Below are 20,825 nucleotides of genomic sequence, written 5' to 3' on the forward strand. Positions count from 1 at the left end.
CCACAGTTATAACCATTCTCAGCTGTACCGGATCATAAATCACACCGTACTCATACCATTCCTAAAAGCTGATAGTTAAGCGGTTTTGAAAAAAACTATTGCATTAATTTGTCAACTGTGTTATAATTAACTTTGTATGCAATACTATATTTATATAAAGGAAAGGAAAATTCTCAGATGTTCAAAAGTAAACTAAAGCCGCCTGAGGGCAAAGAGAAAGAAAAATATCTTCTGCTTTTCATTATTGCCTTTGTGGGGATGATGGTGGGCTTTCTGCCTGCGATGATACAGAACCACGGCATATTTATGTATTACGGTGACTTCAACTCACAGCAGCTGATGTTCTACAAGCACGCACAGCAGATGGTCAAGGAAGGAAACCTCGGCTGGGACTGGGGCACAGACCTTGGTTCGGGATTTGTCAGCACCTATTCATTCTACCTGCTGGGCTCGCCATTTTTCTGGCTGACCACCCTGTTCCCTGTAGGTTCAACGGTATACCTCATGCCGTGGCTCCTCGCCATAAAGACAGGTGTTGCAGGTGTATGCGCCTACGCTTACCTGCGCAGGTTCATCGAAAACAAGGACTGCGCTGTTATCGGCGGATTGCTGTACGCATTCTCGGGATTTCAGACATACAACATATTCTTCAACCACTTCCACGATGCGACCGCATTTTTCCCTCTCCTGCTGCTGGCATTTGAACTGCTGGTCCAGGAAAACAAAAAAGGCGCATTCGCTATAGCGGTGGCATTGACCGCGACAATAAGCTATTTCTTCTTTGTCAGCGCAGTGGTATTCACAGTTATATACTTCTTCCTCAGATGCATCGATAAGGATTTCAAGATCAGCATGAAAAAATTCATTTATCTCGGTGTTGAGGCTGTTATCGGTCTGGCTATGTCCTGTATCATACTGCTGCCCTCAGTGCTGATGGTAATGAACAACTACCGCGTAAACGAGCGCATGGTGGGTCTTGATTATATCCTTTATAACGACAAAGCACGTATCGCAAGGATATTCCAGGCATTCTTCACCCTTTCGGATATGCCTGCAAGAGTAAATATATTCGATGTTGACAGCGCAAGGTGGGCTTCCCTCGCAGGATATCTGCCACTGTTCTCCATGTGCGGTGTCATCGCCTATATGCGCACACGCAAAAAGCGCGACTGGCTGGGCTGGTCAGTGATAGTATTCGTAATAATGGCTTGCGTGCCTATACTGAACTCAGCTTTCATGCTGTTCAATTCTTCCTACTATGCAAGATGGTACTATCACCCAATACTGATATTCGCACTGATGACGGCAAAGGTACTGGAGGAAGACCCTGAGAAGCTGAAAAAGGGATTCCTGCCTACCACTATAGCCGGCATAGGTTTCCTTGCGGTAGGACTTCTGCCCAAGTACGAAGGCAAGGAAATAGTTTACGGCAAGCTGGCACAGTACCCTGAGCTTTACTATATCCAGATAGGTGTCACCGTCGGAATGATAATCGCACTGGGTGCGCTTATATACTTTATCCCACGAGGCAGGAGATTCTCGACCATAGCTGTGATAATGACCGCCATCGCCTGCGTGATATGCAACTCATCCGAGGTATGGTACGGTGTTAAACAGGGAAATGACAATGCAGACTACATCGAAAGAGCAATAAACGGCGGAAAGAATATCGACACCGCAAAGCTGGACGCCGAATTCTCCTACGGCGGAGAGGATTCCGATTTTTACCGTATAGATACATCCGAAAGCGTGGATAACTGGTGTATGTTCTGGGATCTTTCCTCTATGAGATGCTTCCATAGCTGTGTTGACCCTGCTATAATGGATTTCTATGCAGAACTTGATCAGCAGAGAGATGTGGCTACACGTATAGAGCCCGAGTACTATCCGCTGAGATCCCTTAATTCTGTAAGATACTACTTCGATGAGCTTTCAGATAAGCAGATAAAGGGTGAAGATGAGAACCCCAAGTCAGAAGCAGTACCTAAGCTGCTGGGCTTCACATATATGGATACCATGAACGGTTTCAATATCTACGAGAACCAGAACTATATCCCCATGGGCTTCGCCTTTGATTATTATACCGACGATGCCGCAGTCAAGGAGCAGGATAAGCTTGAAAAGACCATACTGCTCACCAAGGCGCTTGTGCTTGACAGCAATCAGGCTGCGGTATATTCCGACTATATAAAGTACTACGATTTTGACGAAGACGAGCTCAACCACCACAACTATCTCAAAAACTGTGCCGAAAGAAAAGCGGAGAGCTGCTATTACTTCCGCCATGATACCAACGGCTTCACAGGCAAGATAAAGCTTGAAGAACCTAAGCTGGTATACTTCAGCATCCCCTACGAAAAGGGCTGGTCAGCTAAGGTGAACGGCAAGGACGTCAAGGTAGAAAAAGTAAACTACGGCATGATGGCTGTACTTGTCCCCGAGGGCGACAGTGAGATAGTATTCAGCTACACCGCTGACGGTCAGAACAAGGGCATAGCACTGACCATTTTCGGATTTGTGGCTCTTGTGGGATATCTGGTTTACCGCAGGTTCTTTGACAAGGACGAAAAGAAAGCTAAAACAGAAGGGTAACACTTCGGGAGGCAGATATGTATCTAAATGAAAAAAAGCTCTCGTCAGAACAGCTTTTTGACGGCGTAGTCATAAAACTGTTCCGTGATGAGATAGAGCTGGAAAACGGCGATAAAGGCATCCGCGAATTCATCAGGCACCCGGGCGGTGTCTGTGTGGCTGCCATTGATGATAATGAAGATATTTACATGGTGGAACAATTCCGCTATCCCTTCGGGAAAGCGCTGACCGAGGTCCCCGCAGGCAAGCTGGAATACGGCGAAGACCCCGAGGAATGCGGCAGACGCGAGCTGAAAGAAGAAGTCGGCGCGACTGCTGAAAGCTTTGAATACCTCGGATGCCTGTACCCTACTGTAGCGTATGACACCGAGATAATCCATATATTCCTTGCAAGAGGTCTGCATTTCGGCGAACAGCACCTTGATGACGGCGAGTTCCTTGATGTTAAAAAGGTACCACTGAAAGAGGCTTACCGCATGGTAATGGAAAACAAACTCTGCGATGCCAAAACTCAGATAACTGTACTGAAAACATATTTTAAACTTCACGGCGGTGATATCTGATAATGGGAAAGAAAACCAATAAAAAAGCAAAGAACCGTACTCTGCCGAAGACGGGGCACCTGATAACTGCAGGCGTATTCCTGGTGCTGGTATTCGGTATGGCATCGGCGGGCATAATAAGCCCTGACAGAAAATTCTCTGAAATGGAGAACCGTTCGCTGCAGCAAGCCCCCGAATTCTCTTTTGAGAGGCTCAAAAAAGGCGACTTCACCAAGGATATAGAAAACTATATGTCCGATCAGATATTTATGAAGGATCAGCTTGTAACATTAAAGACCGCTGCTGATGCTTCCCTCGGTAAAAACTTCATGAACGGCGTATATCTGGCAGATGACAGCTTCTATATTCAGGATTACCATGAGGACAGGGCAAGGGTGGATATGAACATCGGATTCCTGAACAGCTTCGCAGAGGGGCTTGACAGCGATATACCCGTGACTTTCCTGCTGGTGCCGAACGCTTCCTGTGTGCTGAAAGACAAACTTCCCGCAGTGAACAAGTGCGGAGATCAGCATGAAACAGCCGAGCATATACGCGAAACACTCTCGGACAGGATAGACTTTGCCTATCCCGAAGAAGCCCTGAGAAACGGAGGTGACAGCTGCTATTACCGCACTGATCATCACTGGACTTCACAAGGTGCTGAACTGGGATATTCAGTGCTAAGACAGATAATGGATCTGCCTGCAGCAAAGGGGTATGAAAAGACTACCCGACAGCTTACGGACTTTTACGGCACACTGTACTCAAAAGCACCTGCGGCATGGGCAAAAAGCGATACCATCGACCTCGTTTCATACGAGGGCAACGATATCACCGTAAAGTATGTATCCCGAGGCGGTGATCACGAAATTCCTGCGGAGTGTACAGAAATAAACGGTATACCTACCAAACAGGGACTGTTCGTAAAAGCTCCCGAAACCACCAAAGACAAGTACGCTTCAATAATGGGCGGTAACTTCGCGCTCTGCGAACTGGAAACAAACGGCGCGTCCGATGAAAAGGTGCTGCTGCTGAAAGACAGCTACGCCAATGCCGTTCTTCCCGAACTTTGTGCGCAGTTCAAACACATCAGCATGATAGACCTGAGGTACTACCACTTTGAAGAAGAAACTGTATCGGAATACGTAAAAAGCCATGATATCAACAGAGTGATATACATCTACAATATCGATTTTATAAATTCCGACAGCAACTTCGGATATCTTGAATAATAAAAAGTCTGACACCCTTAAGGCGGGTACCCATAGAGAATAATTATGGTAACTACTGGAGGAAACCTTTCTGAAGAAAAGTTATCCCCCGAACCCCCTTCAAAAGACTTTTAACTCTTTTGGGCAGGGGGTAGTTTTTTTATAAAGACAGAAAAAGACAGGGGGTAGCTATGTTTGCAAACATAGCTACCCCCTGCCCAAAAGAAATAGAAGTTTTCGGAAAGGGGTTTGGGGAATAACCCTTTTTCAAAAGGGTTTTCCCCAATAGATAACATAAAACTTCCGTATGAGTACTGCCCTTATGGGTGCAGACTTTTATTTTAATGAACTATGCAGCTTTGCGTTTATCTTCCTTCAGCCGTCTGAAATAGTCTTTTGTTTCAGAACGCACCGTTCCTGAAAGGCAGACCAGTGCCACTATGTTCGGCAGTGCCATAAGACCGTTGAATATATCAGCGAGATTCCATACTGCTTCTACAGTAAGGTAAGGACCAATAAAGACAAATGCTATGTAGATGTATCTGTACACTGATGTTATTTTCTTGTTTGAACCGGTAAGATACGAAAGACATCGTTCGGAATAGTAATTCCAGCCGAGGATAGTTGTGAATGCGAACACAGCCAGACAGCACATCAGCATAAACGAAGATACTCTTTCGGGGAAAGGCAGACCACATTTGAAAGCGTCTGTGGTAACAGCAACGCCCTCAAGACCTTTTTCGTGGCTGCCTGCCATAACGATGGAAAGTCCTGTCATGGTGCAGACCAGTATAGTATCAATGAATGTACCTGTCATTGTCACAAGACCCTGACGCACAGGTTCATTCGTCCTTGCAGCAGCTGCTGCGATAGGTGCTGAACCAAGACCAGCTTCATTCGAGAAGATACCTCTTGCAACACCGTTGCGCATGGACAACTTCATTACCGCAAAGCCCGTCAGACCGCCCGCAAGAGGTCTTGCGCCGAATGCACCTTTTACTATCTGCATAACTGCATCGGGTATCTCACCAAGATGTGTGAAAATGATGATCAGACAACTTCCGACGTATATGAGTATCATCGCAGGGACTACGATCTCGGATACAGTAGCTATCCTCTTTATACCGCCGATGATTATCAGCGCAGCGAGAACTGTTATTATTATGCCCGCTATGATAGTCGTATAGGTGTAATCCGCACCGAAGATGTTCACGGTACGTTGTGCGATCTCGTTATGGAAGAATCCGTTGGCGGCTGAGGTAATGCCGTTTATCTGGGTTATAGTACCTATTCCCATAAGTCCTGCGAGGACACCGAACAGCGCAAAGGTTTTTCCCAGCCATTTCCATTTTTGACCCATGCCGCCTTCAATGTAGTAGAAAGGGCCGCCGAGAATATTGCCATTTTTATCCTTGCGGCGGTACTTTATCGCCAGCAGACCTTCGGCGTACTTTGTAGCCATGCCGAGGAATGCAGCTATCTCCATCCACAAAAGCGCACCGGGTCCGCCTGCACATAGTGCTGTTGCAACACCTACGATATTTCCTGTTCCCACCGTCGCGGAAAGTGCAGTACACAGCGCCTGAAATCCCGATACCTCACCGCTGCCGCTTTCTTCGTCCTTGAACATATACTTCAGCGCCAGACCCAGCTTGCGCACCTGAAGAAGTCCCACGCGGACAGTCAGCAGCAGTCCGCAGAACAATATCATGACAATAAGCGGTATACCCCAGACGCAGTCATCTATCTCATGTACGATCTCGTTGAATTTTTCCATAATGATCCCCTATCTTATCCCAAATACATGACCGTCGGTCACTACAGATATTATAAATATCCCCCCGCTGTAAGCGAGGGGAAGATGATCTTAACCGTTCAGGCTTTCAAGCGCCTTAGCCAGAGTAGCTTCGTTCTCGATATTTACAGCATTTTTGCCTTTGAGAGTCTTCTTAACAAGACCTGTCAGCACCTTGTTGGGTCCCAGCTCGATGAAGTTCTCATATCCTGCATTTTCCATCTCGGCAAGTTCGGAGGTGAACTTAACGGGCGAAACGATATGCTTTGCCAGAAGCTCGGGCATATTGGAGAAATCAGTGAGCTTAGTGCCGAGTACGTTGGAATAGAACTCTTTTTCTGCAGGCTTGAAAGTGATCTCCTTCGCTGCAGTGAGGAATTCATCGGCAGCAGGCTGCATCAACTTTGAGTGGAAAGCACTTGCAACATTGAGCTTTACAGCCCTCTTCTTCATTTCTGCAAACTTAGCGGCTGCAGCATCACAAGCAGCTGTTTCACCTGCGATAACTGTCTGTGCGGAGGAGTTATAGTTTACGGGTACTACATAGCCCTCAGTCTCCTCGCAAACCTTCTCGACTTCTGCTGCATCAAGACCGATGATAGCGTACATCGCACCGTCTGCGCTCTCAGCAGCCTTCTGCATAGCGGAAGCCCTTGCCTTTATCAGCCTGAAGCCGTCCTCTATGGTGACTACACCTGCTGCAACCATAGCTGCATATTCTCCCAGAGAATGACCTGCAACGCCGTCAAAGGTGATACCCTCTGCTTTTGCAGCTTCAAAGGCTGCAAGTGAGCAAGCCATTATAGCAGGCTGAGAATTCACGGTCTTGTTGAGCTCCTCATCGGGGCCGTTGAAAGCAATATCAGCTATATCGTAGCCCAGAACTTCATTTGCCTTATCAAATACTGCCTTTGCAGCAGGGTACTTATCACAAAGTTCCTTTGCCATACCTGTGTACTGTGAGCCCTGTCCGGAAAATAAAAATACGTTCTTTGCCATAATTGTTCCTCCTGAATATTTTATATTATATGTTCTTATGCTGTACTATTATCAATTATGTTTTATAGTCACAGCGTATAATTTACAACGCGCTGAATTGTGCGAAGTTACTTTGGTTAACCAATTTAACTTTTGCAAATAAATTTCAAAATCGGTCACAAAATATTAACTAATCCCCGAGATTCTATGAAAAATTCCTTGAATTTTCAGAAAGCGACGTGGTTGTTCATAATTTGTTAATTGAATTGCCAGACAAAAAAGGTTATAATTGAAAGGTAGGCTGTTCAAAAGGGGTATTCTATCCTCACAACAGTACTGAAATATAATTATAGCATAGTTTCAACTATAATGCAAGGCTTTTATATTTTTTTATCACAGATCACGGAATATTCAAAATAACAATGTATAACAAATGATGCCGGATGATTCCGACACGATCAGGCATAATAATCGTCTGAGGCACAGTCCTCAGCTGACATAGATTTACCCGAAGGATCGGAACAGTAGTAGCAAGGAGGATATTTAAATTGTCACAGGAAAAAAAGGTAACGGGAGTAAAGGTGCTGGGCATAGGCAAGTATGTGCCAGAGATGATCGCAGATAACGAGGATTTCGCAAAGATAGTGGATACCAGCGATGAGTGGATAACTCAGCGCACGGGCATAAAGACACGCCACATCACAAACGGTGAGCCTACCTACTGGATAGGCGCAAGGGCTGCGGAAAAAGCTCTGGAGGACGCAGGTCTTAAAGCGGAGGACATTGATCTTATCATCTGCTGCACTGTTACTCCCGATTATTATACCCCCTCCACTGCCTGCCTTATACAGCGCGAAATTGGTGCTATAGGCTGTATGGCTATGGATATCAACTGTGCCTGCACAGGTTTTGATTACGGTCTGGATATGGCAAGAAGATATCTTGTGGCTGAGGACGATGTTAACAGGGTGCTGCTGGTATCGGCTGAGGAGCTTTCAAAGTTCACAGATTATACCGACCGTTCAAGCTGCATACTCTTCGGTGACGGCGCTGCGGCTTTCGTACTGGAGAGAAAGCCCGATACCCTGTGGTCTTCCTTCCTGGGAGCTGACGGTAACGGTGCAAAGTTCCTGGTATCAAGGGCTATGAAGTCTGAGAACGTATTCCGCAAGAATAAGGAAGACTTCGATATGGGTATGCCCGAGACCAAACTGCACTACTTCACTCAGGACGGCAAGGAAGTATACAAATTCGCAACGAAGGCTCTGCCAATGGCAGTATCCAAGGCTTGCGAAAAGGCAGGCATCACACCCGATGAACTTGATGCCATAGTACCACATCAGGCAAATGTCCGCATAATAGAAACTGCCGCAAAGAACCTCGGCGTATCTATGGATAAAATGGTGGTATACATAGACCGCTACGGCAACACTTCTTCGGCATCTATACCGATAGCTTTCTGTGATGCGGTGGCAGAGGGCCGCATAAAGCGCGGCGACAAGATATGCTTCGTAGGCTTCGGCGGAGGTCTGACCTACGCCGGTATAATATTCGAGTACTGATGGGCTCAAGAATGATGCATTACGCTCTGGGCAAGACACTGGCTGAAAGGCTTTGCACAGAGGACAAAGAGGGCTTCATACTGGGGAGCATTCTCCCCGATGCCCTGCCCCCCGATAAAAAACATGACTGCAACTGCCACTACATAACCCTGTTCGATGACGGCAGATATAAGTGGTTCGACAGCTTGCAGTTCTATAATGAGTATGAAAAAGAGATAAAGTCAGATGCCATATATCTCGGCTATTATTTCCACCTCATATCCGATAATGTTTTCAGGCAGATATTCTATATCGACCTCGGACTTATCAAACGCCGCGGCGAAAAAAGCCTGTTTCAGGAATTATATCGTGATTACAATATACTGAATCGACATATAGCTGACTTCTATCATATGGAAAAAGACATTAGTGTTCCGGACCGGCTGAGGGATACTGCACTTTTCAAAAGATTCGGATTTGAGCCCGAAGTGCTCATAAAGGATATCTACAGCGATATCGACTCACACTACGAGGGCAACACGATGCATTTTGATATGGATGTCGTAAGGCGGTTCGTCGATGAAAGCTCAGCCCTTTGCATTAAAGAGCTTGAAGCTGTGAAGAACGGCGCTCACGCATACGATAGATACATGATGGCGATAGAGAACCATTATTCGGATAAAAAAACAGGAGAAACACCAGATGAAAAAAGCAATACTGTTCGACCTTGACGGCACCCTCTGGGATTCATCAGAACAGGTAGTCAGGGCATGGAACAAGTGCATACGCGAAAAAACAGGCAGAGAGGAACAGATAACATCCGAGTTCATGCGATCGCAGTGCATGGGAAAGACACTTCCCGAAATAGCGGCTCTCATATTCCCCGATATGGATGAATCCGAGAGGATAAGTATACTGAAAATGTGTTCGGATGACGAGCTTGACTATCTGAACAGTCTTAAAAAGGGTCTGCCGACCCTTTATCCCGATGAATGCGATATCATACGATCGCTTGCAAAGGAATACACACTGGGCATAGTCAGCAACTGTCAGTCGGGATATATAGAGGTATACCTTTCGCAGATAGGTTTTGCCGAATGCTTTTCGGATATCGAATGCGAGGGCAATACAGGTCTTTCAAAGGGCAGGAATATCCGCCTTGTTATGGAAAGACAGGGCATTGAAGAATGTGTATACGTGGGCGATACTCAGGGCGATGCCAATGCCGCAAAGGAAGCAGGAGTCCCCTTTATACACGCGGCTTACGGCTTCGGCAAGGCAGACAGCTGTGCGGCTGTGCTCGATGACATAAGAAAGCTGCCGGAGATCGTAAAAGATCTGCTTTAAGTAACGGTATATGACATTTACAATAAACATAAAAACATTACAATATATTATAAAGTGAGGTAAGTAGAATGACTACCACAAAAACAAGGATAACCGAGCTTCTCGGTGTAAAGTACCCCATACTTCAAGGCGGCATGGCATGGATAGCTGAACATACCCTTGCAAGTGCCGTAACAAATGCAGGCGGCGCAGGTATAATCGCAGGCGGTTCTGCACCTATAGACTATCTTCGTGAGCAGATAAGGCTTACAAAAGAGGCTGTTGGCGACAAGCCTTTCGGCGTGAACATCATGCTGATGAGCCCCAATGCGGAAGACCTTGCAAAACTGGTCATCGAAGAGGGCGTACCTTTCGTAACAACAGGTGCGGGCAATCCCGGAAAGTTCATGGAGGGCTGGAAAAATGCAGGTATAAAGGTAATACCCGTAGTTCCCTCTGTTGCACTGGCAAAGAGAATGGAAAGAAGCGGTGCTGACGCAGTTATCGCTGAGGGTACCGAATCCGGCGGACATATCGGTGAGAACACAACCATGTGCCTTGTACCTCAGGTAGTCGATGCAGTTGAGATACCTGTTATCGCCGCAGGCGGCATAGCTGACGGCAGAGGTATCTGCGCAAGCTTCATGCTGGGTGCTGAGGGCGTACAGGTAGGTACACGTTTCCTTGCGGCTGAGGAGTGTCAGATACACCCCACCTACAAGGATCTGGTCGTAAAGGCTAAGGACACCGACAGCGTAGTTACAGGACGTACAACAGGTCATCCTTGCAGAAACGTAAAGACAAAGTTCTTGAAACAGCTGGCTAAGCGTGAGATGGAGGGCGGTATCGACCCCGACGAGTTCGAGAAGATAACCCTCGGCGCACTGAGAAAGGCTGTTCAGGACGGCAACCTCGATGAGGGTTCATTCCTCTGCGGCGCTATCGCAGGCATGGTAAACGAAGTAAAGCCTGCAAAGGATATAATCGAAGAAATGTTTGCTCAGGCTGAGAGGATATTCAATTCATAAAACACATAGCGAGGAAAGAGCATATGTCTGAAGAAAGGCAGCTGAGTTTTAGATTTTGCCCCATATGCGGCGGTGAGCTGATAACGGGACGAATGGATTTCCCCATCAGCAATGATGATCTTTTCGGAAGAACTTATCATCGTATAGGCAACGGGTATTACGATATTAGCAATTCTTACTACCATATAGAAGGCAGATATCTCTGGGAATGGCGTCCCGATGAAACAGAGGGCTATATTTCAGCTCCCGAAGAGGATGACTCCGATGCGGATGATTTTTACGAGAATCCGTTGGATCAGGATGAGCTTTATAAAATAAAAGCGTTTGCAGGCGGTCTTCCAATACTCGAAAAGTATGGAGAAACTGAAAAAAGCGAAGTGTTCTGCGAGGTAGACTGTCGTGAAACTCTGCCTATAATAGCAGGCTACTGCGAGATTTGCGGTAAAGTCTTTCCGGAGCTTGACGTTTCAAAATTCAACGATAACGGAACTATATAAATATAAACGGAGGATATTAAAATGGCAACTGCATTTATTACAGGTTCGGCAAGAGGTATCGGTGCGGCTATCGCACTGAGACTTGCCAAGGACGGATTTGATATAGCTCTCAATGATATCAGCGAGGCTATGTTTGAGGATAACGACATAATGGAAAAGATAGCGGCTGAGGGCGTTAAGGTACAGAAGTTCATATGCGATGTATCCAACTACGCTCAGGCTGAGGAAACTGTAAAGGCTATCAAGGCTGAGTTCGGCACTATAGATGTACTGGTAAACAACGCAGGCATCACAAGGGACGGTCTTATGGCGAGAATGAGCGAGGAACAGTACGACCTGGTAGTTGCTGTTAACCAGAAGAGCGTATTCAATATGTCCAAGTTCGTGGGCAACGTTATGATGAGACAGAAGTCGGGCAGGATAATCAATCTGGCTTCTGTGGCAGGCGTTTACGGCAACCCCGGACAGATAAACTATTCGGCAACAAAGGCAGCTATCATCGGCATGACCAAGACTGTTGCCAAGGAGCTGGGCTCACGCGGCGTAACCTGCAACGCGGTAGCACCCGGATTCATAAAGACACCTATGACAGACAAACTGACCGATGACCAGAAGAACGCTATGCTCGGACAGATAGCTATGAAGCGTTTCGGTGAAGTAGAGGATATCGCAGGCGTGGTATCTTTCTTAGCTTCCAAGGATGCGGCCTATGTTACGGGTCAGGTCATCGAAATAAGCGGCGGCATAATGATGTAACAGGATATAAAGCAAGGAGTGTTTGAATTGAGCAGAAGAGTAGTTATAACGGGTATGGGTACTGTTAACCCTCTCGGCAAGAATGTAGATGAGTTCTGGGAGAATATAAAGGCTAATAAGATAGGTCTCAGCTATGTAGACCAGTTCGATGCCAGCGATTTTCCCGTCAAGATAGTAGGCGCTGTAAAGGATTTTGACCCTTCGGCTTATATCGACAAGAAGGAAGCCCGCAGAATGGACAGATTCACACAGTTCGCACTGTATTCTGCCAAGCAGGCGCTTGAGAATGCAGGCAGCGACCTGAAGGATATCGACCCTTACCGTGTAGGTGTTATAATCGGTGTAGGTATCGGCGGACTTAACCTCACAGAGGCTGAGGTAACAAAGTTCAACGAGAAGCCCGACAAGGTATCGGTATTCTTTATCCCCATGATGATAGGCAATATGGCAGCAGGTACTGTTGCTATGAAGACAGGCTTCAAGGGCGACAACTACTGTACCACAACAGCCTGTGCATCTGCTACACACGCTATCGGTGAAGCTTTCAGAAAGATAAAGGACGGCTATCTGGATGCCTGCATATGCGGCGGTTCAGAGGCTTGTATCTCCAGATTCTCACTGAGCGGCTTCAACAACATGAAGGCACTTTCTCAGGCTACCGAGCTTGATAAGGCTTCAACTCCTTTTGATGCCCACAGACAGGGCTTCGTTCTCGGTGAGGGCGCAGGTATGCTGGTGCTGGAAGAGTATGAGCACGCTAAGGCAAGAGGCGCCAATATCATCGCTGAGATAGCAGGCTACGGCGCATCCGGAGATGCTTTCCACATGACAAGCCCCTCCCCCGAAGGCGATGCTGCAGCACACGCTATGAAGATGGCTTATACCGAGGCAGGACTTGCACCCGAGGACGTTACATATATCAACGCTCACGGTACTTCCACAGGTCTTAACGACAAGTACGAGACCAAGGCTGTTAAGCTGGCTCTCGGTGAAGAAGCTGCAAGAAAGACTGTTATTAATTCCACAAAGTCCATGATAGGACACCTGCTGGGTGCTGCAGGCGGCGTTGAAGCTATCATCACCGCACTGTCTGTAAAGAACGACTTCGTTCACAGAACAGTAGGTTATACCACCCCCGACCCCGAGTGCGACCTCGATTATGTTACCGAGGGCAACCGCGAGATGACTGTGAAAGCAGCCCTTTCAAACTCGCTGGGCTTCGGCGGACACAATGCTACTATTTGTATTAAGAAATGTGATTGATCACAGGAGGAGAATCCACTGATGAGTGAAAAGATATACGGTCAGTTTGACCTTGAAACAATTGAGAAACTTGCTGATATAATAAATTCCAAAGAACTTTCAGAGCTGACGATCACTGACGGCGATAAGACCATCACTCTAAAGGGCAAGAGGTGCGTTCCTGCACCTGCCCCCATACCTGTGATGCCCCCAATGGGCGCACCTATGGGTGGTATACCTGCACCTGCAGGCAGTGATATCCCTGCACCTGCTGTATCGGGCATACAGGTGACCGCACCGATAGTAGGTACATTCTATGCCGCACCCTCACCCGACAGCAAGCCTTTTGTAAAGGTAGGCGACAGGGTAAAGAAGGGCGATGTTATATTCATCATCGAATCCATGAAGGTAATGAGCGAAGTGCCCAGCGAATTCGACGGTGTTGTAAAAGAGATCTGCGTACAGAACGGCGATGCTGTTGAGTTCGGACAGACCGTTATGATACTGGAGTAAGTTTCCTTGCATTAAGTTGAAAGGAAATGATCCACTTTATTGGTAGATCTTTCAGGGTAAAAAAATGAAAACTTTTAGTTTATTGAACTCAAATACAATTAAATATAAATTCTTGTGCACGGTATATAATCTTATTGCTTTGGTTTCATGTTTCATTATTATCAGAATTATACCAAGTATAATTCTGACTTTAATAACCCCGATTGTGGCAGCAAAGTTGGTGTCAAATGCAGAAACTAAACTGGCATATGATATGCGGGTGGATTTGGGAAATAAAAAAGATTTAAAAAGAGCTCGGATATTTTCATTTATCTCATTTATCTTATTTCTGCTGAATTTGGCAGTCTTTTTTAATACTTTTATGACTGTGTTTGCTTTTCTTTTTTTCATAGACCTTATTTTTCTGCCTTTTACAGGGGGAAAATTGTTGCTATCGGACGATATGTCGAATACGATGAACGTATTATTCCTGATCAGTCCGGCGATCATTATATACGACATATCTCTGACCTGTTTCAACAGCAGCACCCGTAAAAAGATCGCAGAACAAAATGAAGCTGAGATACAGAACAAAGCCGAAGATACATCCGATAACTTGAATCAAGATCTGTTGCCTGACTACTATACATTAGAAAAAATGCATCTCACTGACCTTGATGCTATCTTTGACGGCAAAAGCGCAGAAGAAGCTCATATAGCTTATGACGCTGACAAGGTCAGAGATAAGGCAATGCTGAGATATCAGAAAGAAGTTGAAGCGCTTTGGGATTCAGACAAGCGCAGGAAAATGCAGGAGAACATACCACATCCCGCCGAACAGGATATACAGGTCAACAATGTGAACTCTCTCTTCGACGGTGACAAAAAAACATAATATAAACACTTAATAAAACGGAGGAATAGATAATGGCAGTTCTTATGAACAAAGAACAGATAATGGAAGTTATCCCTCACCGCGACCCTTTTCTGCTCATTGATGAGATAAATGAGCTGGAAGTCGGCAAGAGGGTAAAAGCTACAAAGTATATAAAGGAAGATGATTTCTGGTTCAAGGGACATTTCCCCCAGTACCCCGTAACACCCGGTGTGCTTATGGTTGAGATGTGCGCACAGGCAGGTGCGGTGGCACTGCTTGCTCTCCCCGAGAATAAGGGCAAGATAGGATTCTTCGGCGGCATCAATGACTGCAAGTTCCGTCAGCAGGTAGTACCGGGCGATACGCTGGAGATAGAGGTTGAGATAATCAAGGTCAAGGGTCCTATCGGTGTGGGCAAAGCACTGGCTACCGTTGGCGGCAAGAAGGCTGTTTCATGCGAGATAACCTTTGCGATAAAATAGTCTTTGAAGGAGCATAAATATGTTTAAGAAGATCCTTATAGCCAACCGCGGCGAGATAGCGGTGCGCGTTATCCGCGCTGCCCGTGAGCTGGGCATAAAGACTGTTGCTGTCTATTCTACTGCGGATAAGAACGCTCTCCACGCTATGATCGCAGACGAGGCTATATGTATAGGCGGCGCACAGAGCAAGGACAGCTACCTTAATGTACGCGCGATAATATCTGCCTGTGAGATAACAGGCGCTGAGGCTATACACCCCGGCTTCGGATTTCTGTCAGAGAACCCCGCATTTGCCAGAATGTGCGAGAAGTGCGGCATAGTATTCATAGGTCCACGCGCCACATCCATTGAGATGCTGGGCGACAAGGCTCAGGCAAAGGAGACCATGAAGGAAAACGGCGTACCCGTAATAATGGGCAGTGACGGCGCTATATCCAATATACACGCCGCAAAGACCCTTTCACGCGACCTGGGATATCCTGTACTTGTAAAGGCTTCAGCAGGCGGCGGCGGACGCGGCATACGCATAGTGCGCAGTGAAGACGAGCTGGAGTCACAAATGAAGGCTGCAAAGCAGGAAGCTCTTGCGTGCTTCGGCAACGATGAGGTATACATAGAGAAATTTATCGAGAATCCAAAGCATATCGAAATACAGATACTGGCTGACGATTACGGTGATGTTATATATCTCGGAGAGAGAGACTGCTCTATGCAGAGAAGAAACCAGAAGGTGCTTGAAGAAGCTCCCTCCCCTGCCCCATTCATGACTCAGGAACTCCGTGAAAGAATGGGCAAGGCAGCTGTTACCGCGGCAAGAGTATGCGGTTACAGAAATGCAGGTACTATAGAATTCCTTGTAGATAAGAACGGTGATTTCTATTTTATGGAAATGAATACCCGTATACAGGTAGAACACCCCATAACCGAGGCTGTAACAGGCATTGACCTTGTTAAGCAGCAGCTGCTCATAGCTTCGGGTGAAAGACTCACCATAAAGCAGGAGGACGTAAAGCTGACAGGTCACGCTATCGAGTGCCGTATAAATGCCGAAGATCCCTCAAAGGATTTCAGACCGTCTCCCGGTAAGATAAACTCAATGTTCATCCCCGGCGGATTCGGTGTGCGAGTGGATACAGCGGCATATTCCGGATACGAGATACCGCCCTATTATGATTCCATGATAGGCAAGCTGATAGTGCATGGCAAGAACAGAGAGGAAGCTATCGCCAAGATGAACTGGGCACTTGCCGAGTTCATAGTTGACGGTGTTGCAACCAATGTTGATTTCCAGCTGAAGCTTATACGCCGCCCCGAATTTATCGCGGGCGATTACGATAACGGTTTTCTTAACCGCACTGACATCTTAGCTGATGAGAGAGGTGAAGACTGATGCAGTTTGAGGACTTTTTCTCTGTTGTAAGGGAACGTCTCGGAAATGACAAGAATGACGAGAACTCGTCAAGGAAAAAGACGGATATCCCCACAGGACTGCTTTTCAAATGCCCCCGATGCAGGAACGTTACCTTCATCGAGGAATTCAACCAGAACGGCAAGGTATGCCCCAACTGTAATTATCACTCACGTCTTTCAGCTAAGGAAAGACTGAAGATAACCGTCGATGACGGAAGCTTCCGTGAGTTCGACAGAAAAATGATATCCAAGAACCCCATAAACTTCCCCGGATATGACAACAAACAGAAGGAGCTCCGCGAAAAGACAGGGCTCACCGATGCTGTACTCACAGGCAGGGCAAAGATACGCGGACTGGATATCGTTATAATAGTTATGGATTCAAACTATATGATGGCTTCAATGGGAAGTGTAGTAGGCGAGAGGATAACCCGTGCCATAGAGTACGCTACCGCCCATAAACTCCCTGTTATCGCCTTTACAGCTTCAGGCGGTGCCAGAATGCAGGAGGGTATAGTATCCCTTATGCAGATGGCTAAGACCTCCGGCGCTGTTGCAAGGCACAACGAGGCAGGCGGACTTTATATATCAGTAATGACTGACCCCACAACAGGCGGCGTTACCGCAAGCTTCGCATCCCTGGGCGATATAATCATAGCCGAGCCCAAGGTGCTTATCGGCTTTGCAGGCAGACGTGTCATTGAGGGCACTATCAAGCAGAAGCTCCCCGATGATTTCCAGTCGGCTGAATTCATGCTTGAAAACGGATTTGTTGATATGATAGTCGAGCGCAACAAGATGAGGAGAGTGCTTGCACACCTCATCAAGCTCCACAAAAGTCCCGAGGTAAAGGAGGTCGCTGAAAATGAGTGAACAGCTTTCAGCAAGCCGCAGGCTGGATATAATAAGGCATAAGGGCAGACCTACCGCTCTGGATTATATACCCATGATATTTGACGAGTTCTTTGAGATGCATGGTGACAGGCTGTGCGGCGATGACAGAGCCATAATAGGCGGCGTGGCTTCCTTTGAGGGCACTCCCGTAACGGTCATAGCCGAGGTCAAGGGACGCGACCTGGAGGAAAACCAGGAATGCAACTTCGGTATGCCCCACCCAGAAGGCTACCGCAAGGCATTAAGGCTGGCACGTCAGGCTGAAAAATTCCACAGACCTGTTATATGCCTTGTTGACACCCCGGGTGCTTACCCCGGTGTCGAGGCTGAAAAACGCGGTCAGGGCGAGGCGATAGCCCGCAATATCATGGAGTTCATGACACTTAAAACACCTGTGATATCTATCATACTCGGTGAAGGCGGTTCGGGCGGTGCGCTGGCACTGGCGGTATGCGACGAGCTTGCCATGCTTGAGAACGCTCTGTACTCCGTAATATCCCCCAAGGGATTCGCAAGCATCCTCTGGAAAGATGCTTCACGCGAGCGCGAAGCCTGCGATATCATGAAGATAACCGCAGAAGACCTCGTAAGATTAAAGGTCTGCGACCACATTATCCCCGAGGCTGACGGCGGTGCACACAACGACCCGACACTGACCGCTGAAAATATTTCAGCATTTATTTCGGAAAGTCTGCAAAATTTACAAAGAAAATTTCAAAAAGGGCTTGACGAAATGATAAATAGTCGTTATAATAAGTTTAGAGTTGTGGGCGACTTTGAAGAGTCACCGCATTCTGATAACAAGTGCTGTGAAAGCTGCACTGAAAATACCAGCAATGTATAGAAATGGAGGGAAAGTAATATGGTATTTGACAAGATTCGTGAGATCATTGTTGAACAGCTCGACGTTGACGAGGATAAGGTAACTACAGATGCTTCCATCACTGAAGATCTGGGTGCTGACTCTCTGGACGTTGTTGACCTGGTCATGAACATCGAAGAGAGCTTTGATCTTGAAATTCCCGATGAAGAGGTTGAGAACATCAAAACTGTTGGCGACATCGTAAAGTTCATCGAAGCTAAGACAGAGGAATAATCTCTGAGAATACTAAAAGTCCGCATATGCGGGCTTTTTTGTTTTGTCTGAGTTTCATCGTGATAAATAGGCACGCTATAAAAACTAAGCCCCGAAGTGATTTGATGATCGCTTCGGGGTGTTGTATTTGTATGATAAAATTGTTGGGATAGTCGTATATTTGGTTTAGTCATTAGTTTGCTGTGCATTTTGGCTTTGTGCCTTGGTCCCTAAAACTTCCGCAAGACTGCCAGCGCGAGGCTTGACCACGCGCTTTGCCTCTTTGGCATTTTCCACCGGGTTGCCGTTGCGTTAGTCCTCGGACTTATCTTTTGCCTTAGCCTTCTTGGTATTTTCCTTGGAAGCTTTTTCCTCTTCCTTCTTTATCTCTGTTGCCATAGTCATAAGGTCTGGAAGTTTATCGCGAGTGATGGTCAATTCATTATTATACATGGTTATAAGATCTTTCTCGCTGTTGAATTTTTCCGAAAGTCCACCGTCCTCACCGACTATACAGCTGCCGCCCCACTGACCTATGTATGACCACATAGCACGTTCATCGGCTATATTCTGTATAAGCGGCATACTGTCGCACTCGCTCATGGCTATGGGCTTACCGCCTGCGATACTGTCAAGATAAAGCAGTGCATTCACCTGACCGCTCTTTCCGCCGCCGTAAACGTCCGCTGAGAGCACGTCACAGTATTCTGCACCCACGAACCAGTTAATGTTCTGTGCCGACCATACCCATACCAGATTGTGCAGTCCGTGATAGCTCGTCATACGGTCATACATTGTCTGCCAAAGCCATATATAGGAATCTGCATCCCTGCCCCACCAGTAAAGACCGTTTGAAGCCTCCTGCAGCGGCCGCCACAGAACAGGCACACCTTCATCACGAAGCTTTATCAGCTGTGCTGATACCTTGTCTATATCGCCTATGAGCTTCAGACATTCCTTTGATATCGTACCGTCCTTAGCCATCGCTGCAAGTGTGTCAGGGTCAAGGAGTGCTATATCCTCCCCCGTGACCGCCTTTGTGATATCAATATCCGCATTCTCGGCATATATGCTCTCGCCGTCATCAGGCTTGCCCGGTGAAGTCCAGCTCCACATATACCCTACGATACCGCCGTCCTTGTGCCATGTAAGCGCTTCTGCCGTTTCAGCAGCGCACTGGTCAGCGTGTTCCTTACCCGTAGCGTAGATCATATCGCCAAGACGTATGGCAGGATATTTGCCCGTAACGGTATGTATCAGTTCGCTTTCGTAATTCGTGCCTGCTGTATCGTTCTGTGCCAGCAGCACCCTTATGCCGTAGTTATTGCACAGCAGCCTGTACAGCGCCTTGGCATTGTACTCGGCATTCTTGTCAGAAAGCACAGCACCCGTGGCTTTGAGCCTTAACTTGCTTATCTCATCGCTGGCTGTTACCTTTACCATGTCTATATCCACTATACCCGTATCAGGTATGAAAGCTATCTTGTTCTTACCCTTTTTCAGCTTCACATTATTAAAGGATATATTCTCGAAACGGCCCTCGTTGTCCTCGTTTATAACAGTGAACTCGCTGTACTTGCTGCCGTTAAGGCTGAATCCTCCTGCTGCCGCTTCATCCGAACCCACTGTCAGCACTATATTATAGAACTGGCTGGCAGGAACTTCAAACTCCAGCTCCCAGTCGCTTTCCTGAGATATGCCCGAAACATAGCCGCTGCCCTCATATCCTTTGCGCTTTGAGGCTTCCGCAGCAGTACCGCCAAGCTTGCCTTTTTCAGCCTGATAGGTCTTATCGAACTTCTTGTATTTAAGTTCAGCCGCCTTGACCTTTACTTCCTTGAAGCTTTTGACCTCCTCCTGCACTTCCTCCTCGGGCACAGGTGTAACAATCTCATCCTCGGTAGTTTCTTCTTCAGTTGTGTCCTCATCTGCCGTCAGCAGCTCCTGTTTCGCGGAAATATCCTTATTATCATGTATCTCCTTGCCGCAGGATCCAAAGCACATAGCTGCAAGCACCGCCGCTGTAACAGCAGCCAATAACCTCATCTTCATTTTACTGTTTTCTTTCCTCTCTTGCTGTGAAC

General features: G+C 46.9%; 20 protein-coding genes. 17 read left to right on the top strand and 3 right to left on the bottom strand.

The features are described 5' to 3' along the window. Window positions 1–177 precede the first annotated feature (177 nt). From RUMAL_RS15890 to RUMAL_RS15900, 3 genes are read left to right on the top strand one after another with little or no spacing between them, the layout of a single operon-like run. On the top strand, window positions 178–2,592 hold the full coding sequence (locus RUMAL_RS15890; RefSeq protein ID WP_013499705.1) for a YfhO family protein: 2,415 nt from the start codon (window positions 178–180) through the stop codon (window positions 2,590–2,592). A gap of 17 nt (window positions 2,593–2,609) precedes the next feature. After that, complete coding sequence (locus RUMAL_RS15895) at window positions 2,610–3,155, top strand: NUDIX domain-containing protein (RefSeq protein ID WP_013499706.1); 546 nt, start codon at window positions 2,610–2,612, stop codon at window positions 3,153–3,155. Window positions 3,156–3,157: 2 nt separating this feature from the next. Further along, entirely contained in the window at window positions 3,158–4,369 is a 1,212-nt protein-coding gene (locus tag RUMAL_RS15900; RefSeq protein ID WP_013499707.1) for a DHHW family protein, read from the top strand. A gap of 328 nt (window positions 4,370–4,697) precedes the next feature. Here the strand turns inward: RUMAL_RS15900 and RUMAL_RS15905 are convergent, their stop codons facing one another. Both RUMAL_RS15905 and fabD read right to left on the bottom strand, forming a co-directional pair. Then, complete coding sequence (locus tag RUMAL_RS15905; RefSeq protein WP_013499708.1) at window positions 4,698–6,125, bottom strand: alanine/glycine:cation symporter family protein; 1,428 nt, start codon at window positions 6,123–6,125, stop codon at window positions 4,698–4,700. A 90-nt stretch (window positions 6,126–6,215) separates the two neighbouring features. Beyond that, window positions 6,216–7,142, bottom strand: coding sequence for an ACP S-malonyltransferase (fabD, locus tag RUMAL_RS15910; protein WP_013499709.1), 927 nt, complete (start codon window positions 7,140–7,142; stop codon window positions 6,216–6,218). Between the two features lie 527 nt (window positions 7,143–7,669). Between fabD and RUMAL_RS15915 the strand changes: the two genes are divergently transcribed. The 14 genes from RUMAL_RS15915 (at window position 7,670) to acpP (ending at window position 18,762) form a co-directional block, all read left to right on the top strand. Then, a complete protein-coding gene (locus tag RUMAL_RS15915) occupies window positions 7,670–8,683 on the top strand; it encodes a 3-oxoacyl-ACP synthase III family protein (protein ID WP_013499710.1) in 1,014 nt (337 codons plus the stop codon). Window positions 8,684–8,694: 11 nt separating this feature from the next. Beyond that, on the top strand, window positions 8,695–9,393 hold the full coding sequence (locus tag RUMAL_RS15920) for a zinc dependent phospholipase C family protein (RefSeq protein ID WP_242843395.1): 699 nt from the start codon (window positions 8,695–8,697) through the stop codon (window positions 9,391–9,393). Next, window positions 9,365–10,009, top strand: coding sequence for an HAD family hydrolase (locus RUMAL_RS15925; protein ID WP_013499712.1), 645 nt, complete (start codon window positions 9,365–9,367; stop codon window positions 10,007–10,009). The genes RUMAL_RS15920 and RUMAL_RS15925 overlap by 29 nt, the downstream gene beginning before the upstream one ends. A 68-nt stretch (window positions 10,010–10,077) precedes the next feature. Beyond that, complete coding sequence (gene fabK, locus RUMAL_RS15930; RefSeq protein ID WP_013499713.1) at window positions 10,078–11,016, top strand: enoyl-[acyl-carrier-protein] reductase FabK; 939 nt, start codon at window positions 10,078–10,080, stop codon at window positions 11,014–11,016. A 23-nt stretch (window positions 11,017–11,039) separates the two neighbouring features. Then, the gene (locus RUMAL_RS15935; protein WP_013499714.1) at window positions 11,040–11,513 is read left to right on the top strand and encodes a hypothetical protein; all 474 of its coding nucleotides are present in this window, start codon (window positions 11,040–11,042) and stop codon (window positions 11,511–11,513) included. A gap of 21 nt (window positions 11,514–11,534) precedes the next feature. Next, the gene (gene fabG / locus RUMAL_RS15940) at window positions 11,535–12,269 is read left to right on the top strand and encodes a 3-oxoacyl-[acyl-carrier-protein] reductase (RefSeq protein WP_013499715.1); all 735 of its coding nucleotides are present in this window, start codon (window positions 11,535–11,537) and stop codon (window positions 12,267–12,269) included. Window positions 12,270–12,296: 27 nt separating this feature from the next. Continuing rightward, the gene (gene fabF, locus RUMAL_RS15945; RefSeq protein ID WP_013499716.1) at window positions 12,297–13,532 is read left to right on the top strand and encodes a beta-ketoacyl-ACP synthase II; all 1,236 of its coding nucleotides are present in this window, start codon (window positions 12,297–12,299) and stop codon (window positions 13,530–13,532) included. A 21-nt stretch (window positions 13,533–13,553) separates the two neighbouring features. Next, a complete protein-coding gene (accB, locus tag RUMAL_RS15950; RefSeq protein ID WP_013499717.1) occupies window positions 13,554–14,024 on the top strand; it encodes an acetyl-CoA carboxylase biotin carboxyl carrier protein in 471 nt (156 codons plus the stop codon). Window positions 14,025–14,478: 454 nt separating this feature from the next. After that, window positions 14,479–14,898 (top strand): hypothetical protein, encoded by a 420-nt coding sequence (locus RUMAL_RS15960; protein WP_154662746.1) that lies wholly within the window; start codon window positions 14,479–14,481, stop codon window positions 14,896–14,898. Between the two features lie 32 nt (window positions 14,899–14,930). Beyond that, a complete protein-coding gene (gene fabZ, locus RUMAL_RS15965; protein ID WP_002847779.1) occupies window positions 14,931–15,362 on the top strand; it encodes a 3-hydroxyacyl-ACP dehydratase FabZ in 432 nt (143 codons plus the stop codon). 19 nt (window positions 15,363–15,381) lie between these two features. Further along, window positions 15,382–16,752, top strand: a complete 1,371-nt coding sequence (locus RUMAL_RS15970) for an acetyl-CoA carboxylase biotin carboxylase subunit (protein ID WP_013499719.1) — start codon at window positions 15,382–15,384, stop codon at window positions 16,750–16,752. Next, window positions 16,752–17,645: an acetyl-CoA carboxylase, carboxyltransferase subunit beta gene (gene accD / locus RUMAL_RS15975; protein ID WP_013499720.1), complete on the top strand. Its 894-nt coding sequence runs from the start codon at window positions 16,752–16,754 to the stop codon at window positions 17,643–17,645. Before RUMAL_RS15970 ends, accD begins: the two co-directional genes overlap by 1 nt. Next, complete coding sequence (locus tag RUMAL_RS15980) at window positions 17,632–18,510, top strand: acetyl-CoA carboxylase carboxyltransferase subunit alpha (RefSeq protein ID WP_202946551.1); 879 nt, start codon at window positions 17,632–17,634, stop codon at window positions 18,508–18,510. Before accD ends, RUMAL_RS15980 begins: the two co-directional genes overlap by 14 nt. Before the next feature lie 18 nt (window positions 18,511–18,528). After that, window positions 18,529–18,762: an acyl carrier protein gene (gene acpP / locus RUMAL_RS15985; protein WP_013499722.1), complete on the top strand. Its 234-nt coding sequence runs from the start codon at window positions 18,529–18,531 to the stop codon at window positions 18,760–18,762. Between the two features lie 291 nt (window positions 18,763–19,053). Here acpP and RUMAL_RS15990 read toward each other — a convergent pair whose 3' ends face one another. Beyond that, on the bottom strand, window positions 19,054–20,793 hold the full coding sequence (locus RUMAL_RS15990) for a glycosyl hydrolase (protein WP_013499723.1): 1,740 nt from the start codon (window positions 20,791–20,793) through the stop codon (window positions 19,054–19,056). Window positions 20,794–20,825 lie beyond the last annotated feature (32 nt).

The organism is Ruminococcus albus 7 = DSM 20455 (assembly GCF_000179635.2).
Classification (GTDB): Bacteria; Bacillota; Clostridia; order Oscillospirales; family Ruminococcaceae; genus Hominimerdicola; species Hominimerdicola alba.

Excerpts from the sequence above, each read along its gene's own strand:
- RUMAL_RS15935 (WP_013499714.1), top strand. The coding sequence starts at position 11,040 with ATGTCTGAAGAAAGGCAGCTGAGTTTTAGATTTTGCCCCATATGCGGC.
- RUMAL_RS15895 (WP_013499706.1), top strand. The coding sequence starts at position 2,610 with ATGTATCTAAATGAAAAAAAGCTCTCGTCAGAACAGCTTTTTGACGGC.
- RUMAL_RS15920 (WP_242843395.1), top strand. The coding sequence starts at position 8,695 with ATGATGCATTACGCTCTGGGCAAGACACTGGCTGAAAGGCTTTGCACA.
- accD (WP_013499720.1), top strand. The coding sequence starts at position 16,752 with ATGCAGTTTGAGGACTTTTTCTCTGTTGTAAGGGAACGTCTCGGAAAT.
- RUMAL_RS15960 (WP_154662746.1), top strand. The coding sequence starts at position 14,479 with ATGAACGTATTATTCCTGATCAGTCCGGCGATCATTATATACGACATA.
- acpP (WP_013499722.1), top strand. The coding sequence starts at position 18,529 with ATGGTATTTGACAAGATTCGTGAGATCATTGTTGAACAGCTCGACGTT.
- fabG (WP_013499715.1), top strand. The coding sequence starts at position 11,535 with ATGGCAACTGCATTTATTACAGGTTCGGCAAGAGGTATCGGTGCGGCT.
- RUMAL_RS15905 (WP_013499708.1), bottom strand. The coding sequence starts at position 6,125 with ATGGAAAAATTCAACGAGATCGTACATGAGATAGATGACTGCGTCTGG.
- RUMAL_RS15900 (WP_013499707.1), top strand. The coding sequence starts at position 3,158 with ATGGGAAAGAAAACCAATAAAAAAGCAAAGAACCGTACTCTGCCGAAG.
- fabD (WP_013499709.1), bottom strand. The coding sequence starts at position 7,142 with ATGGCAAAGAACGTATTTTTATTTTCCGGACAGGGCTCACAGTACACA.
- RUMAL_RS15890 (WP_013499705.1), top strand. The coding sequence starts at position 178 with ATGTTCAAAAGTAAACTAAAGCCGCCTGAGGGCAAAGAGAAAGAAAAA.
- RUMAL_RS15990 (WP_013499723.1), bottom strand. The coding sequence starts at position 20,793 with ATGAAGATGAGGTTATTGGCTGCTGTTACAGCGGCGGTGCTTGCAGCT.
- accB (WP_013499717.1), top strand. The coding sequence starts at position 13,554 with ATGAGTGAAAAGATATACGGTCAGTTTGACCTTGAAACAATTGAGAAA.
- RUMAL_RS15970 (WP_013499719.1), top strand. The coding sequence starts at position 15,382 with ATGTTTAAGAAGATCCTTATAGCCAACCGCGGCGAGATAGCGGTGCGC.
- RUMAL_RS15925 (WP_013499712.1), top strand. The coding sequence starts at position 9,365 with ATGAAAAAAGCAATACTGTTCGACCTTGACGGCACCCTCTGGGATTCA.
- fabK (WP_013499713.1), top strand. The coding sequence starts at position 10,078 with ATGACTACCACAAAAACAAGGATAACCGAGCTTCTCGGTGTAAAGTAC.
- fabZ (WP_002847779.1), top strand. The coding sequence starts at position 14,931 with ATGGCAGTTCTTATGAACAAAGAACAGATAATGGAAGTTATCCCTCAC.